Here is a 15,592-nt window from a genome sequence, read left to right on the forward strand (position 1 = left end):
GCCCGGGACCGGGGCGCACGAGCGGCCGGTGGGGGCGGGCGGCACCGCCCGCCCCCACCGGCCGCTCAGCCCGGAAACCGTCCGGTGCTGCGCAGCGCCCAGCGCCGCTCCGCGTACGCCAGGTCGTCGCGCCACAACCGGCCGGCCGTCCGGCGCATCAACGGGCGCAGCGCGGGCGCGGCGGCCCGTGCCAGCGCGAAACCCCGCCGGTCCGAGGCCGCGACGACCGCCTCGATCACGGCGGTCCGCGGCCGCTCGTCGGCCTTTCCGGTCAGCGGCGTGGCATGGGTCTCGACCACGGACGTGGTCCCCTCGCCCTCCGTGACGCGCATGACGACCGTACGCGGCCCGGGAGCGGTGAACTCCGCCCGGACCGGCACCACCAGTGCGCCGGTCACCCGGAAGGAGACGTCGACGACGAAGGCGTCGTCCTCCTCGCCCCGCGGCGGCCGGGCCACCGTCAGATCGACGAAGGAGTAGGGGTGGAACCAGGAGCCGTGCCACGGGTCCAGCCGGTTGGCGACCACGTCCTGCGGCTCGCACGCCCCCACCGCCGTGAACACGGCGTCCACCCCGCTGCCCGCGGCCGGCCGCACCGGCACCGAGGGACGCTCCGTCGGCTCCTCGCCGCCGACCGTGTCCAGCCGGACCCACACCAGTACGCCGTCGTCATGGACGGGATACGGATCCCAGCCGGCGAACGGGCCGCCGTCCAGGGCCAGTCCGTGCCAGTGGCACACCAGCGTGCCGCACACCACCCGGCTGTCGCGCAGGGGAGCGCCGAGGTGCGGGCAGGCCCCCGGCCCGGCGTGCAGCTCGCCCGTGTCCGACCGCCACAGCACGACCTCGACCCCGCCCACCGTCCTGCCGTACGGCCGGTCGCCGGCCCGCACGTTCCGGGAGGCCCCGACGACGAACCAGTTCCCGGACGGACGGGCGGACGCCCGCTTGAGGACGTCGGCGATCAGCGCGGGCCGCGCCTCCCGCCAGGTCGGCGTCTGCGCCGCCCAGCCGGACCGGCGCCGTCGTCGCAACGGCGGTGTCCAGCCGGTCCGGTTCGCTCGGTCCCTCACCGCACGGGTCCTTTCTCCCGGAGTGCCGTGCGGGACGCACGGGGCGCCCGGTCCGCGGTGCGGGCGTGCCGCCGCGCCCGCAGAATGTGGACGGCTCCCGCGGCGGCCGTGGCCGCACGGCGCCCGCGCGAGACCACCGCCCGGCGGTGCAGCACCGTGTACCCCTGGTCCGCGATCGCGTCGAGGATGCCGCGGTAGAGGGTGAACGCGGTGCGGATGCAGGGACGCACCCGCGGGTCGAGCATGGCGATGCCCGGCTCCGCAGCCCGGTACACCTTCCTGGTCAGGGCCTCGGCGGCGACGAGCGCCTCGCGGATCCTCGAGTCGTGACGCCCGGTGCGGCGGCTCCACTCCAGCAGGGGCCGGTCCACGCCGTGGGCGGCGAGCAGGTCCGTCGGCAGGTAGACACGGCCCCGGTCCAGGTCCTCGCCGACGTCGCGCAGGAAGTTGGTGAGCTGGAAGGCGACGCCGAGGTCCGCCGCGTGCGGTGCCGCCTCCTCGCGCGAGGTGACCGTGCCGAGCACGGGCAGCATCTGCAGTCCGATCACGGCCGCCGAGCCGTGCATGTAGGTGCGCAGGTCGGCGTAGGTCGGATAGGCGGTGACGTGCAGGTCGCTGCGCATCGAGGCCAGGAAGTCGGCGAACAGCGTGTGCTCGATGTCGTACCGGGCGGAGGTGTCGGCCACGGCCCGGACCACGGGCTCGTCCCCGCCGCCCGTACGCAGCCCGTGGGCGAGGTCGCTCTCCAGGCGCCGTAGCAGCAGATCCCGTTCCTTCGGCGCCCGGGGCCGGTCGAGGTCGTCCACGATGTCGTCCGCCCAGCGGGCGAAGCCGTACAGCGCGTGCACGGCGGAGCGGCGTTCCACCGGGAGCAGCCGGGTGGCCAGGAAGTAGGTTCTGCCGTGGCGGGCGTTGAGCCGTCTGCAACGGGTGTAGGCGGCGCGCAGCGCAGGATCGGTGATCCCGGCGGCGTCCAGTTCACGACGGGTCATGGATGCCTTCCTCGGCCGGGGTCGCGGCGGCACGGGCGACGCGCGGCGCCGGACGGGTACGGACGGCGCGGACGGAATCGCCGCGGACGCCGCCGGTGACGCGCGCGGCGGCGAGCTTGCCGCTGATGAGCACCGTCGGCACGCCCACGCCGGGGGTGGTCCCGCAGCCGGCCAGCACGACGTTCTCGAGGCCGCGCACCAGATTGCGCGGGCGGAACGGGCCCGTCTGGGCGAACGTGTGGGAGACCGAGAAGGGGCTGCCCGCCGCATGCCCCTGCGCGGCCCAGTCCAGCGGCGTCACCAGCATTTCCTCCTGGACGCTGTCCGCGAACCCGTCCAGGCCCCGGCGCTCCAGCTCGGCGACCAGACTGTCGCGGTAGCGCGGACCGAGCTCCCGCCAGGCGGCGGCCGAGGGCCCGACGGCGGTGTTCGGACACGGGGCCAGCACGTAGTGGAGGTGCCTGCCCGGCGGGGCCAGGGCGGGATCGTGCGTCGTCGGCCGGGTGATCAGCAGGGACGGGTCGCTCATCAGCCGCCCCGAACGGGTCAGCTCGTGGAAGGTGCGCTCCCAGGCCGCGCCGAAGGAGAGGGTGTGGTGGGCGAGACCGGGCCAGGTCCGGTCGGTCCCCGCGTGCAGGACCACGGCGGACGGCGAATGGCGCAGCCGCACCGGGCGCCGCGGGGCACGCCCCAGCAGCCGGTGCGCCGCGGACAGCTCGCAGGTCAGCACCACCGCGTCGCAGGGGATCCGCTCGCCCGACGCCAGCCGTACGGCACGCACCCGGCCGGCCGAGCGCTCCAGCGCGGTCACCTCGGACGACCAGCGGAAGTCGGCGCCCGCGCCGGCCGCCGCGTCCGCCATGCCGCGGGGCAGCGCGTGCATGCCGCCCCGGGGGAACCAGACACCGGCCACGGTGTCCATGTAGGCGATCACCGCATAGGCCGCGAGGGCCCTGGCCGGGGCGACCCCGGCGTACAGCGCCTGGAACGAGAAGACCCGCCGCAGCCGGGGGTCGGAGAGGAAGCGGCCGATGCGGCGGTCCAGCCGTCCGAAGCCGCCCAGCCCCGCCAGACGGGCCAGGTCCGGGTGCAGGAGCTGGAAGGGCGAGTCGAAGTTCGTGTCGATGAACCGGCGCATCTGCGCCCGGTACAGCCGCTCCAGCCATTCCCGCAGCCCGCGGTAGCCCGCCGCCTCGGCCGGCCCGGCGAACCGCCGCACCTCCGCCTCCATGGCCGCGCCGTCGGTGTGGACGTCGAGCGACGTCCCGTCCGCGAAGGAAGCCCGGTAGGCCGGGTGCAGGGCCGTCAGTTCGACGTGCCGGGCGAGGCTGTCGCCGACGGCGGCGAAGGCCTCGTCGGCCAGATGCGGCATGGTCAGCACCGTGGGACCGGTGTCCACCTCGTAGCCGCCGAGGCGCACGCGGCCGGACCGGCCGCCCGGACCGGCGTCCCGCTCCACGACCGTCACCCGACGGCCCGCCCCCAGCAGATGCAGGGCACACGCGAGACCGGACAGCCCGGCGCCCACCACGACGACGTGATCCGTCGCCCCCGGCACGGTTCTCACGCGGCCTCCCCGGTCCGCTTCGGGGCAACGCCCGACGCCCGTTCGACCAGCGCGGCGAACTCCCGCCGTACGACGGGGTCCGCACCGGCCTTCGCGAAGTGCCGCAGGCTCGTCGCCGCCAGCTCCGTGATCCTGTCCTCCACGACCGTCCACGCACCGGTCCGCTTCAGTGCCGCCCTCATCCGTTCCACGGTCTCGTCCGACCGGGCGGAGGCGTGCGGGCCGAGCACGTCGGCCGCCTCCCGGTCCCCGGAGGCCTCCGCGAGCCGGAGGCCGACGGCGAGCAGGTAGGTCAGCTTGCGGGCCCGCAGGTCGTCACCGGCCGGTTTGCCCGTCAGGTCCGGGTCGCCGAAAGTGCCGAGGAGGTCGTCGCGGAGCTGGAAGGCCAGCCCCGCACACCGTCCGGCGGAGCGCAGCGCGTCCAGGGTCTGCGCGTCGGCGCCGGCCAGGGACGCACCCAGCGCCAGTGGGCGCTCGACCGTGTACAGGGCGCTCTTGAGCGTGGCGATGCCCAGCGCTTCGTCGACCCCGGACGACCCGGCGGCCTGCGCGTGGATGTCCAGGTACTGTCCCGCGACCATCTCGCCGCGCATCGCCCGCCACTCGCGGTACAGCTGCGGGCCGTACGGCGAGCCGAGCGCCGTCCCGGTCAGCAGATCGTCCGCCCAGACCAGGGCCAGGTCGCCGGCGAGTACCGCGGCGGACGTCGCGAACGCCTCGGGCGGGCCCGTCATCCGCGCGGCGCGGTGCATGCGGGCGAGGTCGACGTGCACCGCGGGCGCGCCCCGGCGCAGCGGCGAACCGTCCATGACGTCGTCGTGGATGAGGGCGCACGCCTGCACCAGCTCCAGCGCGACGCCCGTCCGCAGGAGCGCCGTCGCGTCGCCCGAGCCGCCCGCCGCCCGCCAGCCGCACCATGCGAACGCCGTACGCAGCCGCTTCCCGCCCCGCAGGACGAACGCGGTGACCCGGCCGGCGACGTCACGCGCGAACAGCGGGTCCACGGCACGGGCCCGGCACAGTGCCTCGTCGAGGACGTGCCCGAGTTCCGCCTCGACGGCGTGGACGGCGTCGAGGGCCGTGAGCGGACCGTCTGCGGGCCCGATCGGGTCGGCCACGGTGGGCCCGAGTCCCCACATACACAACCTCTTCTCACTCTCGGTCACCTGCACACCAGTGCTTCCGCCGAGTGCCCTTGTGCGGATGCGCTGATGCCTGCCCGTTACGGGGCCCCTCCCGGAGGACAGTCACTCCACCGGCCCAGCGGCGTGGGCGTCATGGCGGTATGTCCCCCCGGACACGCTCCTGACGGCGCGCCCGTGAGACGCCGGTGAGCCGGTCCGGACGGCGCCCCGGCCGGGCGGCGCAGGCCCGCGGCACCACGTCGCCGACGCTGATCCCGACGGTCACGTCGGTGGTCCTGACCCTTCTCGGCCGGCCGCGCCCGCGAGCCCGGCACGATCCGAACGGGAGGCTCCAGTGCCCCAACAGGCGACGTTCGCCCCGTCGCGACGCCCGGCACGCGCCCCCAAGCTCTCGGCTTCGCTCGAGCAGGGAGGTACCCCCTTCGCCGCACCGGCCGAAAGTCCAAGTACGTCCAGTACGAGGACTTCCGGCCGGCACGCCGAGAGCACGCACCGGACGCCGCTCCTTGACGGGCGAACGTCGCCTGCCGGGGCACTAGCGATGCGGGGAACCGGCCTGGTCGGCCCGGCCACCGGCGCCGAGCAGCCCCGTGGCCTCGAACGGTTCCCCGGCGGCGAGACGAGGCAGTTCACGTCGCGACAGCATCGTCACCACAGGAGGCATCGCGGCGCGCACGAGCTGGGCCGACCGCAGCCAGCGGGGCACGTAGACGGACGGACGGCGCCGTTCGATCGCGGTGACCAGCCGGCCCGCCACGTACTCGACGGGGTAGACCTTGCGCGCCGGCAGTGGCATGTGGCCCCGGAGCTCCCGCAGCACCGCGTACTCGTCGGCGTCGCGGATCATGTCGGTGTCCGTCCAGTTGATGTAGGCGATCCCGACGCCCACACGCCGGTGGGCCACCTCCGCCCGCAGTGAGTGGGCGAACGATTCGACCCCCGCCTTCGACGCGCAGTACGCGCTCATCATCGGGGCCGCACCGAGGGACGCGAGCGACGCGACCTGGAGGAAGTAACCCCGGGTCTCGAACAGGTCTCCGAGGAACGTCCGGGCCGTGACGGCACTGCCGATCAGGTTCACCTCAATGACCCGGCGCCAGACCGCGGGATCGGACTCGGCGAACGGCCCGCCCTCGGCCACTCCCGCGTTGGCGACCACGAGGGAAGGCGATCCGAGCCGCGCACGGATCTCCGCGCGGGCCCGGGCCATGCCCCGGTCGTCCGTGACGTCGACCTCCCAGCACTCGGACGCACCCGCCGGCAGGGAGTCCCTGACCCGGGCCAGCGTTCTCTCCTCACGCCCGAGCAGCGCCACCTTCGCACCCCGGCCGGCCAGATCCCGGGCCATCGCCGCCCCCAGACCGCGTGCCGCTCCGGTCACGACAGCCGTCCGTCCGTGCAGCGGGCTCCCGGTGACCGGCATGGAACGGTTCCTCTCCCGTGACTGCGTTCCCCTTCCCCTCACGGTAGGGGCGGACCCTGTCGTCGGCATGCGGGGCGCCGCCACGCCGACTGCTTCCCCGTCCTCGGGTCCGGTGACGGGCGGCCGGGGCCCTGGGCCACCGGGCCCGAGGCCGGGCCTCGGCGCGGCAGCAGGAGGGAGCGGACCAGGAGGGCGACGAGCAGTACGCTGCAGCCGAGTCGTCACGGGGCGCCGAGCGGCTCATCGTTTCCGGCCACGAGCGGCAGCTCGGTCGCGCGACGGCCTCCGAAGCCGCTGTGCGATGTCCGCCGTCACTTCTCGCAGGTGGACAGGGCCAGACCGAGGGCGAAGAACGTGGGAGCCCACTCTCCGACGAAGATGCCCAAGCGGTCGGCGCGTTCTTCGCCCTTCTTCTCCACACTCAGGGAAGCGCACCAGGTGATGACGGACATCCCGATGGAGAGGAAGCCGGCGGTGTAGGCGTGCTCGGCACGGATGCCGGATGCGTGCAGCTTCTTGACGATCATGAAGAACCTCTGCTTTCGGGAGGCGGGGACAGGCTCAGCCGTCCAGCCCATCCGGGCACGCCGGGTGACGCGCCCGGATGACGGCCATGCGGCCCAATTGATCCACCCGCTCTTGAACCCACCCCCTGACACCGCCGCCGCCACGACAGCGACCGCGGAGACGGCATGCGGGAGGACGCCATGGCCGGCTCCGGCACCCCGACGCTCCCGGCTCCCCGTCGGACTCCCTCCACCGGTCGGCGGAACCCGGGACGGCCCTGCTGAGGCTGGAGACGACGCCGTTCTCATCACCCGAGGCCATCGGAACCACTTCTCCCTCCTGCCGGTCCCGCCGGAGCAACACATCCGATGACCTGCTCCCTCCATACTTCACTGACCGTGACCGGTCACGGATTGACTCTCACCATGGCGGTTCCCAAGCTGGTACGAGGGGCCGCGAAAGGGGCCGTAGCCGTGAGCGGTGGGCAGAGCGAATTTCCTCAGTTGCTGACGGCAGCGGAGACGGCGGCGCCGGTGGAGGCCGTCGACGTGGTTGCGGAGTACCTGCGGCGGTGTTTCGGAGCCACGGAGGTCTCCTTCCTCATCGTGGACCTGACGGGGAAGTCGGTGGCGCGGCTGTCCACCTCCCATACCGCGGAGGGTGGGAGAGAAGCGGAGCGGATCCCCCTGCCCGGCAGCGTCTACGAGGAGGTGATCCGTACCCAGCGGCTGTACCGGGAGACGACCGGCCGGGGACAGCGGGTGATCGTGCCGGTCACCAACCGGGGGGACGCCATCGGGTTGCTCGAACTGCTCCTGCCGGCCGGCGCCGGCGACGACGTCCTCGACGCGGTCGGGGAAGTCGGCCACGTCCTGGCCTACGTCGTGATCGCCAACGGGCACTTCACCGACCTCTACATCTGGGGCAAACGCTCCAGGCCCCCCACCCTGGCAGCAGAAATCCAGTACCAGCTGCTGCCTTCCTCGCTGTCGTGCGAGGCCGCGCAGTTCACGCTGTGCGGGAGCCTGGAGCCCTCCGAAGACCTCAGCGGCGACACCTTCGACTACACACTGGACCACGACACCCTGCACTTGTCGGTGACCGACCCCATGGGCCACGACATCTCCGCCGCGCTGGCCGCCACGGTCCTGGTGGGTGCGCTGCGTGGCGCCCGCCGCGCAGGAGCCGGCCTGGCCGACCAGGCCCACCGGGCCGACCGGGCCCTGGCCGACTATGGACACGGCCACGCCACCGGCCAGCTGCTGCGTATCAACCTCCACACCGGGCGGGCCCAGCTCGTCAACGCCGGCCACCCCTGGCCGCTGCGCCTGCGTGAGGGGGCTGCGGAGGAGATCACCTGCGAAGTGGACCATCCCTTCGGGCTGGCCGCGCTCGCGTCCCACCCCTACCGGGTGCAGGACATCGATCTGCGACCCGGTGACCGTCTGCTCATGCTGACCGACGGCATGCTCGAACGGCAGGGGGAGCAGGTCGACCTGCTCGACCTGCTCGAGCGCACCAGGAACCTGCACCCGCGGGAGACCGCGCTGATGCTGACGTCCGCGGTCCGGGACGCCGCCCCCGGCGGCCGGCTCGAAGACGACGCCACCGTGATGTGCCTGGACTGGCACGGCCCCCAGGAGACCCAGCGGCACGTCAGCTCCGGCGCGGACGTCCGGCAGGCCTCACCGGCCGCACGAAGCGACAGCTGATGACCGCCGCGAGCGGCCCCCCGGCGCTCCGCGACCGCGAGCCGGTCGACGGAGGCCGACGGAGGAGGCCGCCCGCCTTCGGACGATCGCCGAGGCGGACGGACCGTGGAAGCGGTTCGGGACTCCGGAGGAGAGGACGAGGCCGGTACTCCGGCCGACGTGCGGCGTGACTGTGGAGAAACGCGCCGTCCGCAGGGCGTCGGCGGTTGCCCAGGCCCTCTGCGCGAAGTGGATCCCCCACCGGGTGGGCCTCATACCGTCGCGGCAGAGGTTTTCCCCGATCGGCGAAGCAGTGGCGGTGGCAGTGGCAGTGGGAGGCGGCGCCGAGGGGGGGGATTCCACGTGCTGGAGGCGGGAGAGCCCGTGGTGACGTCGGCACGGTGGCTCGGGCACTCCTCGCCGCGGCGGTCACGCTGGTTACTATGCTCACTTCATGCCGGAGACCGGAGGGGCGGTCGTGGACGGTAGGAGCGAAGAGTCGAACGGCCTGGGAGAATGCTGACCGAAGTCACCGCCACCCGCTACATCACACCTCTGAGGTCCGGCGGTTCCGTGCCCGGGGTGTTCGAGGCCGACGACCTCGGTACGTACGTCGTGAAGTTCACGGGGTCCGCGCAGGGGCGCAAGGCACTGGTCGCCGAGGTGATCGTCGGGGAACTGGCCCGTGCGCTGGGGCTGCGGTTCCCGGAGCTGGTCCTGGTGGACTTCGATCCCGCGATCGCCGACGGCGAGCCGCATCAGGAGGTGCGCGAGCTGCACGCCGCCAGTGCCGGGACCAACCTCGGCATGGACTATCTGCCGGGGGCGCGGGACTTCACGCCCGAGGTCGCCGAGGTCTTTCCCGTCGACCCGGTGGAGGCCGGGCGGATCGTCTGGCTGGACGCGCTCACGGTGAACGTGGACCGGACCGTCCACAGCTCCAATCTGATGGTCTGGCCGACGCTCGGCGTCGCGCCGCCCCGGCTGTGGCTCATCGACCACGGTGCCGCGCTCGTCTTCCACCACCGCTGGGACGCGTCCGACCCGGCCAAGGCGTACGACTTCCGCCACCACGCCCTCGGCGGTTACGGGCCCGACGTCCGCGCCGCCGACGCCGAACTTGCGCCGAAGGTGACCGAGGAACTGCTGAGGGCCATCATCGCCGAGGTGCCCGACGCCTGGCTCGCCGGGGAGCCGGACTTCGCGACGCCCGACGAGGCCCGCGAGGCGTACACGGGGTATCTGCATGCGCGGGCGCGGGCCTCGGCCCAGTGGCTGCCGACCGACTTCCCCGGCGCGGCGGAACTGGCCGCGGAGAACGCCCGCCGGGCGGCGCGGACCCGGCAGGGGCGCCCGGCCTGGCTCAAGAACGTTCCCGATCTGCACGGCAGGCCCGCGGCGGAGCAGGACTGGTCGGTACACCTGGGGTGAACCGGGGCCGCGGGCCCGTCCCAGCCCCAAACCCACCCCCGCCACGGCGGGGCTGGGACCGGGGGTGACGGCTGCCGGGTGTCAGCCCTTGAGCTGTTCGTAGGCCGGCAGGGTGAGGAAGTCGGCGTAGTCCTCGTCGAGGGCGACCGTCAGCAGCAGGTCGTGGGCCTGCTGCCAGTGGCCCGCCGCGAAGGCCTCCTCGCCCAGCTCGCCGCGGATGTTCGACAGTTCCTCGGCGGCGACCCGGCGGGCCAGCTCCGCGGTGACCAATTCGCCGTTGTCGAGGACGACGCCCGCGTTGATCCACTGCCAGATCTGGGACCGGGAGATCTCGGCGGTGGCCGCATCCTCCATCAGGTTGAAGATGGCCACCGCGCCGAGGCCGCGCAGCCACGCCTCGATGTAACGGATGCCCACCTGGACCGCGTTGACCAGGCCCGCGTACGTCGGAGTGGCCTCCAGGGAGTCGATCGCGAGCAGGTCGGCGGCGTGGACGTCGACGTCCTCGCGCAGCCGGTCCTTCTGGTGCGGCCTGTCGCCGAGCACCCGGTCGAAGGATTCCATGGCGATCGGGACCAGGTCCGGGTGGGCGACCCAGGAGCCGTCGAAACCGTCGTTCGCCTCACGGTCCTTGTCGGCGCGCACCTTCTCGAACGCGACCTTGTTGACCTCCGGATCCCGGCGGGACGGGATGAAGGCGGCCATGCCGCCGATCGCGTGCGCCCCCCGCTTGTGGCAGGTGCGCACCAGGAGCTCGGTGTACGCACGCATGAACGGAGCCGTCATCGTGACCGCGTTGCGGTCCGGCAGGACGAACTTCTCCCCGCCGTCACGGAAGTTCTTGACGATGGAGAACAGGTAGTCCCAGCGCCCGGCGTTCAGCCCCGAGGCATGGTCGCGCAGCTCGTAGAGGATCTCCTCCATCTCGTACGCGGCCGTGATCGTCTCGATGAGGACGGTGGCGCGCACGGTGCCCTGAGGGATGCCCGCATAGTCCTGGGCGAAGACGAACACGTCGTTCCACAGACGGGCCTCGAGGTGGGACTCCGTCTTCGGGAGGTAGAAGTACGGGCCCTTGCCGAGGTCCAGGAGACGCTGGGCGTTGTGGAAGAAGTACAGCCCGAAGTCGACCAGGGCGCCGGGCACCCGGGTGCCGTCGGCGTCGGCGAGATGGCGTTCGTTCAGGTGCCAGCCGCGTGGGCGCGTGACGACCGTCGCCAGTTCCCCGTCCGGGCGCAGGGCGTACGACTTGCCGGACACCGGGTCGGTGAAGTCGATGGTCCGGGTGTAGGCGTTGATCAGGTTGAGCTGGCCGAGGACCACGTTCTCCCACGTGGGCGCGGAGGCGTCCTCGAAGTCCGCGAGCCACACCTTCGCACCCGAGTTGAGGGCGTTGACGGTCATCTTGCGGTCGGTGGGGCCGGTGATCTCGACCCGGCGGTCGTTCAGGGCCTCGGGGGCCGGGGCCACCCTCCAGGAGTCGTCCGCGCGGACGGCGGCCGTCTCGGGAAGGAAGTCGAGCGTGGAGGTGCGGGCGATCTCGGCACGGCGCTCCGCGCGGCGGGCGAGGAGTTCGTCGCGCCGGGGCGTGAACCGCCGGTGCAGTTCGGCCACGAAGGCGAGGGCCGCCTCGGTGAGGACCTCCTCCTGCCGGGGCAGGGGCTCGGCGTCGACGATGGCCAGCGGGTGCGGCGCTGGTGCGGACATCAGCTCTCACTTCCTTCGGCGGGCACGGCACCGGGTGCCGGTCGGCCCGAGGGCGGCGGAGAGCGCCCGGGGGAGGGGCGGGTCCGAGGGGCGCTCCGGGCTGTGGATAGTAGTTTCCTTATCGTGGAAGTTCAATGGTTTGTTGATGTCGGGGCGCCTCGGGTCGGACCGATGGCGCCCGCTCATCCGAGGCGGTTCAGGTCCTCCTTCGTGTCGATGTCATAGGGCTCGGCCACGTCCCCGCACTCGACGAGGGCGACGGCGTCCGCGTGTTCCTTCAGGTAGGCGCGTGCTCCCTGGTCGCCGGTCGCGGCCGCGGCGACCCCGGCCCAGTGCGCGGCCCCGAACAGGACGGGGTGACCGCGTACGCCGGCGTAGGTGGCCGAGATGAGGGGGTCCCGCACCTCCTGCCCCTCGCGCGCGTTCCGCGTGTCCTGCGAGTACCCCGTCTCCCGTGCCGCGTACGCGGCGAGTAGCCGCGCGACCGCCTGCGGGCCGATTCCGGGCTGGTCGACCAGCAGGACCAGGGCGGCCCGCGCTTCCGTACCGGCCAGCGAGGCGAGCCCGGCCCGCAGGGACGAGCCCATTCCCTGCTCCCAGTCCGGGTTGTCGACGAGCACGCAGTCCGGCAGCTCGGCGCGCGCGCGGACGACGTCCGCCCGCGCGCCGAGCACCACGTGCACGCGCTCGCAGCCGCCCGCGCGCAAGGCCCGTACCGCGTGCTCCACCAGCGGCCGCCCCCGGTGGGTCAGCAGCGCCTTGGGCCGCCCGCCCAGCCGCCGTCCACCGCCCGCCGCGAGCAGCAGCCCCGTCACCTCTCCGGTGGCCCGGCCCGGGTCCGGGCCCGTCCGACGTGTCGTCATGCGTTCTGCATACCTCAATACCCCGTGGACCGCCGGGCGCCGGAGGAACCCGGCGGGTGGCGCCGGGGTGGCGCGACGGGTGACGTGGCGGACGGCGCGGTGGGCGGCGCGGAAGGGGCGGAAAGGGCGGGAACGGGCGGAGGCAGGGAGCGCGAAGGGGCGCATCCGGCCTGCGATGTCACGCTGTGGAGCAAGCCGATGACGCAGCGGGCTGGCGCGGAGGGGGTGGGGTGGCGTTTACTGGCGCGCACCGGCCGACGGGGCGGCGGGGCCGGTGGGGAGGCGCACCACCGCGTGCGAGGGGGAGGACTGTGTTGCGGAGCGTAGAGCAGCAGCGTGCGACCGGCAGTCGAGAAGAGGATCCACGGGTGACGGAGCTGCGCTCCGCCGTGGCCAGGCTGCGTCGCCAACTGGCCGCCCATCCGGCGGAGTTCCCCGATCGGGTCATCGCGGAGGACGAACTCGCCGCACTGGACGCCCACGCGGCCTGCGGCGATCCCGAGATTCCCCGGTTACGCCGTTCCCTGCTGCTGATCGCCGGCGCGATCGGCTCGGTGAGCGCACTGGGCCGGGGGCTGGGCGAAGTGCGGGACGCGGTGGATCTGTTCGGACCGTCACCCAGGGCTTGACGCACACCCGTTCGCGCGCTCCTCGAAAGGGGGGCGTGCGCGGGCGCTGTGGTCGCGATGGGTGACCGGGTCGAGTCGGGCCGGGGCGGACCGTCGGGCCGGGTCAGACCGTCGGGCCGCCGCCCGGGGTGGTGAGCACTTCGGAGAGTTCCGTCGCCACCTGCTGGAGCACCGGCACGATCCGCTCCGTCGCCGCCTCCGTGACCCGCCCCGCGGGACCGGAGATCGAGAGGGCGGCCGGGGTGGGGGCGTCGGGCACGGAGACGGCGAGGCACCGTACGCCGATCTCCTGCTCGTTGTCGTCGATGGCGTAGCCCTGGCGGCGCACCTCGTCGAGCGCGGCCAGGAAACCCTCCGGCGTGGTGATGGTCCTGTCCGTCGCCGCGGGCATTCCGGTGCGGGCGAGCAGGGCCCGTACGTCCTGTGGCGGGAAGCCGGCCAGCAGGGCCTTGCCCACGCCGGTGGAGTGCGGCAGGACCCGGCGGCCGACCTCGGTGAACATCCGCATGGAGTGCTTGGACGGCACCTGCGCGACGTACACGATCTCGTCCCCGTCGAGCAGCGCCATGTTGGCCGTCTCGCCGGTCTCCTCCACCAGGCGGGCCAGATACGGGCGCGCCCAGGTGCCCAGCAGCCGGGAGGAGGACTCACCGAGCCGGATCAGGCGCGGGCCGAGCGCGTACCGGCGGTTGGGTTGCTGGCGTACGTAACCGCACGCGACCAGGGTGCGCATCAGGCGGTGGATCGTCGGCAGGGGCAGCCCGCTGCTCGCCGACAATTCGCTGAGGCCGACCTCGCCGCCCGCGTCCGCCATGCGCTCGAGCAGGTCGAAGGCGCGCTCGAGGGACTGCACTCCGCCGCCCGGAGCGGACCGGACGGAGCCGTTGGTGCTGGCGCTGGACGTCGGCACGGCGCGTTCCTTTCGGACTGGCGGGAAGGAGGAAGCCTACCCGGCAGTCGGGTCGACTGACTGTCTGCGCATTCATGCATTCTGCTTCCCGGAATTCTAATTCCGCTTTATGGAATAGTCCAGGGGGTGGTCGCCGGCGCCCGTGCGGGCAGGGCGCCCCTTGACGGCATCGGGGCGGGAGTGAAGACTCCTTCAACAGAACGTTGAAATCGGGTGAGGGGGGTGCGGGTGTCCGACGCCGGACTGGTACTGCGCTCGACGCGCGTCATCACTCCCGAGGGGACGCGCGCCGCGTCGGTCGCCGTCACCGGCGGCACGATCACGGCCGTCCTGCCGTACGAGGCGCCGGTCCCCGGGACGGCACGTCTGACGGACCTCGGCGACGACGTCCTGCTGCCCGGCCTGGTCGACACCCACGTGCACGTCAACGAACCGGGCCGCAGCGAGTGGGAGGGCTTCTGGACCGCCACCCGCGCGGCGGCGGCCGGCGGCATCACCACGCTCGTCGACATGCCGCTCAACTCCCTCCCGCCGACCACGACAACCGCCCATCTGCGGACCAAGCAGCGGGCCGCCGCCGGCCGGACCCATGTCGACGTCGGCTTCTGGGGCGGCGCCCTGCCCGGCAACGTCGAGGACCTGCGGCCGCTGCACGAGGCCGGCGTCTTCGGTTTCAAGGCCTTCCTGTCACCGTCCGGCGTCGACGAGTTCCCGCACCTCGGACGGGACCGGCTCGCCCGGACCCTGGAGGAGATCGCCGCCTTCGACGGGCTGCTGATCGTGCACGCCGAGGACCCCGACCGCCTCGCCGCCGCCCCGCAGCACGGCGGCCCCAGGTACGCCGACTTCCTCGCCTCCCGCCCGCGCGACGCCGAGGACACCGCCATCGCCCTGCTCCTCGCGCAGGCGAAACGCCTCGACGCGCGCGTGCACATCCTGCACCTGTCCTCCGGCGACGCGCTGCCGCTGATCGCCGGGGCCAGGTCCGACGGAGTACGCGTCACCGTCGAGACCTGCCCCCACTACCTGACTCTCGCCGCCGAGGAGGTCCCGGACGGCGCCAGCGAGTTCAAGTGCTGCCCGCCCATCCGCGAAGCCGCCAACCAGGGCCCGCTCTGGCAGGCGCTGGCGGACGGCGTCATCGACTGCGTGGTCACCGACCACTCCCCGTCCACCGCCGACCTCAAGACAGCCGACTTCGCCACCGCCTGGGGCGGCATCTCCGGCCTCCAGCTCAGCCTGCCCGCCGTCTGGACCGAGGCCCGCGAACGGGGGCACGGCCTGGAGGACGTCGTGCGCTGGATGTCGGCGCGGACGGCGGAACTCATAGGCCTCGACCACCGCAAGGGCGCCATCGCGCCCGGCCGGGACGCCGACTTCGCCGTCCTGGCCCCCGACGACACCTTCACCGTCGACCCGGCGGGGCTCCAGCACCGCAACCGCGTGACGGCGTACGCCGGCAGGACCCTGCACGGCGTCGTGAAGTCCACCTGGCTGCGCGGCCGGCGCATCATGGCCGACGGCGAGTTCACCGCACCACAGGGCCGGCTGCTGACCCGCGTCCCCTGACGGGGCGGGGGAGGGAGAACGGCCGGCGTCCGGCACCCGCCGACCGCCGGCCGGGAACGCGCCCACCGCCCACCGCCCACCGCCC

General features: G+C 73.3%; 13 protein-coding genes. 4 read left to right on the forward strand and 9 right to left on the reverse strand.

Annotated elements, in window-relative coordinates; all coding sequences use genetic code 11:
* Positions 1–65 precede the first annotated feature (65 nt).
* The 6 genes from OHB56_RS34750 to OHB56_RS34775 form a co-directional block, all read right to left on the reverse strand.
* Complete coding sequence (locus OHB56_RS34750; protein WP_406357704.1) at positions 66–1,073, reverse strand: DUF5914 domain-containing protein; 1,008 nt, start codon at positions 1,071–1,073, stop codon at positions 66–68.
* A complete protein-coding gene (locus OHB56_RS34755; RefSeq protein WP_406357706.1) occupies positions 1,070–2,065 on the reverse strand; it encodes a phytoene/squalene synthase family protein in 996 nt (331 codons plus the stop codon). The genes OHB56_RS34750 and OHB56_RS34755 overlap by 4 nt, the downstream gene beginning before the upstream one ends.
* The gene (locus OHB56_RS34760) at positions 2,052–3,632 is read right to left on the reverse strand and encodes a phytoene desaturase (RefSeq protein WP_406357708.1); all 1,581 of its coding nucleotides are present in this window, start codon (positions 3,630–3,632) and stop codon (positions 2,052–2,054) included. The genes OHB56_RS34755 and OHB56_RS34760 overlap by 14 nt, the downstream gene beginning before the upstream one ends.
* Positions 3,629–4,771: a polyprenyl synthetase family protein gene (locus OHB56_RS34765; protein WP_406357709.1), complete on the reverse strand. Its 1,143-nt coding sequence runs from the start codon at positions 4,769–4,771 to the stop codon at positions 3,629–3,631. Before OHB56_RS34765 ends, OHB56_RS34760 begins: the two co-directional genes overlap by 4 nt.
* A gap of 541 nt (positions 4,772–5,312) precedes the next feature.
* Positions 5,313–6,200 (reverse strand): SDR family oxidoreductase, encoded by an 888-nt coding sequence (locus OHB56_RS34770; protein ID WP_326755690.1) that lies wholly within the window; start codon positions 6,198–6,200, stop codon positions 5,313–5,315.
* Positions 6,201–6,511: 311 nt separating this feature from the next.
* On the reverse strand, positions 6,512–6,727 hold the full coding sequence (locus tag OHB56_RS34775; RefSeq protein WP_406357711.1) for a hypothetical protein: 216 nt from the start codon (positions 6,725–6,727) through the stop codon (positions 6,512–6,514).
* 453 nt (positions 6,728–7,180) lie between these two features.
* Between OHB56_RS34775 and OHB56_RS34780 the strand changes: the two genes are divergently transcribed.
* A complete protein-coding gene (locus OHB56_RS34780; RefSeq protein ID WP_406357713.1) occupies positions 7,181–8,419 on the forward strand; it encodes a PP2C family protein-serine/threonine phosphatase in 1,239 nt (412 codons plus the stop codon).
* A 495-nt stretch (positions 8,420–8,914) separates the two neighbouring features.
* Positions 8,915–9,829, forward strand: a complete 915-nt coding sequence (locus OHB56_RS34785) for a HipA family kinase (RefSeq protein WP_406357715.1) — start codon at positions 8,915–8,917, stop codon at positions 9,827–9,829.
* A gap of 81 nt (positions 9,830–9,910) precedes the next feature.
* Here OHB56_RS34785 and aceB read toward each other — a convergent pair whose 3' ends face one another.
* Positions 9,911–11,536: a malate synthase A gene (gene aceB / locus OHB56_RS34790; RefSeq protein WP_406357716.1), complete on the reverse strand. Its 1,626-nt coding sequence runs from the start codon at positions 11,534–11,536 to the stop codon at positions 9,911–9,913.
* A gap of 182 nt (positions 11,537–11,718) precedes the next feature.
* Positions 11,719–12,399 (reverse strand): NTP transferase domain-containing protein, encoded by a 681-nt coding sequence (locus OHB56_RS34795; protein ID WP_406357718.1) that lies wholly within the window; start codon positions 12,397–12,399, stop codon positions 11,719–11,721.
* 311 nt (positions 12,400–12,710) lie between these two features.
* Here OHB56_RS34795 and OHB56_RS34800 point away from each other — a divergent pair, with 311 nt between their 5' ends.
* Entirely contained in the window at positions 12,711–13,028 is a 318-nt protein-coding gene (locus OHB56_RS34800; RefSeq protein ID WP_406357720.1) for a DUF5955 family protein, read from the forward strand.
* Positions 13,029–13,131: 103 nt separating this feature from the next.
* On the opposite strand, the gene OHB56_RS34805 is transcribed toward OHB56_RS34800, so the two are convergent.
* Positions 13,132–13,938 (reverse strand): IclR family transcriptional regulator, encoded by an 807-nt coding sequence (locus tag OHB56_RS34805; RefSeq protein WP_326755696.1) that lies wholly within the window; start codon positions 13,936–13,938, stop codon positions 13,132–13,134.
* A 228-nt stretch (positions 13,939–14,166) separates the two neighbouring features.
* Between OHB56_RS34805 and allB the strand changes: the two genes are divergently transcribed.
* Positions 14,167–15,507 (forward strand): allantoinase AllB, encoded by a 1,341-nt coding sequence (gene allB / locus OHB56_RS34810; RefSeq protein WP_406357722.1) that lies wholly within the window; start codon positions 14,167–14,169, stop codon positions 15,505–15,507.
* Positions 15,508–15,592 lie beyond the last annotated feature (85 nt).

Origin of the sequence: Streptomyces sp. NBC_01635 (genome assembly GCF_045209715.1) — a bacterium.
In the GTDB taxonomy this organism is placed as follows: Bacteria; Actinomycetota; Actinomycetes; order Streptomycetales; family Streptomycetaceae; genus Streptomyces; species Streptomyces hirsutus.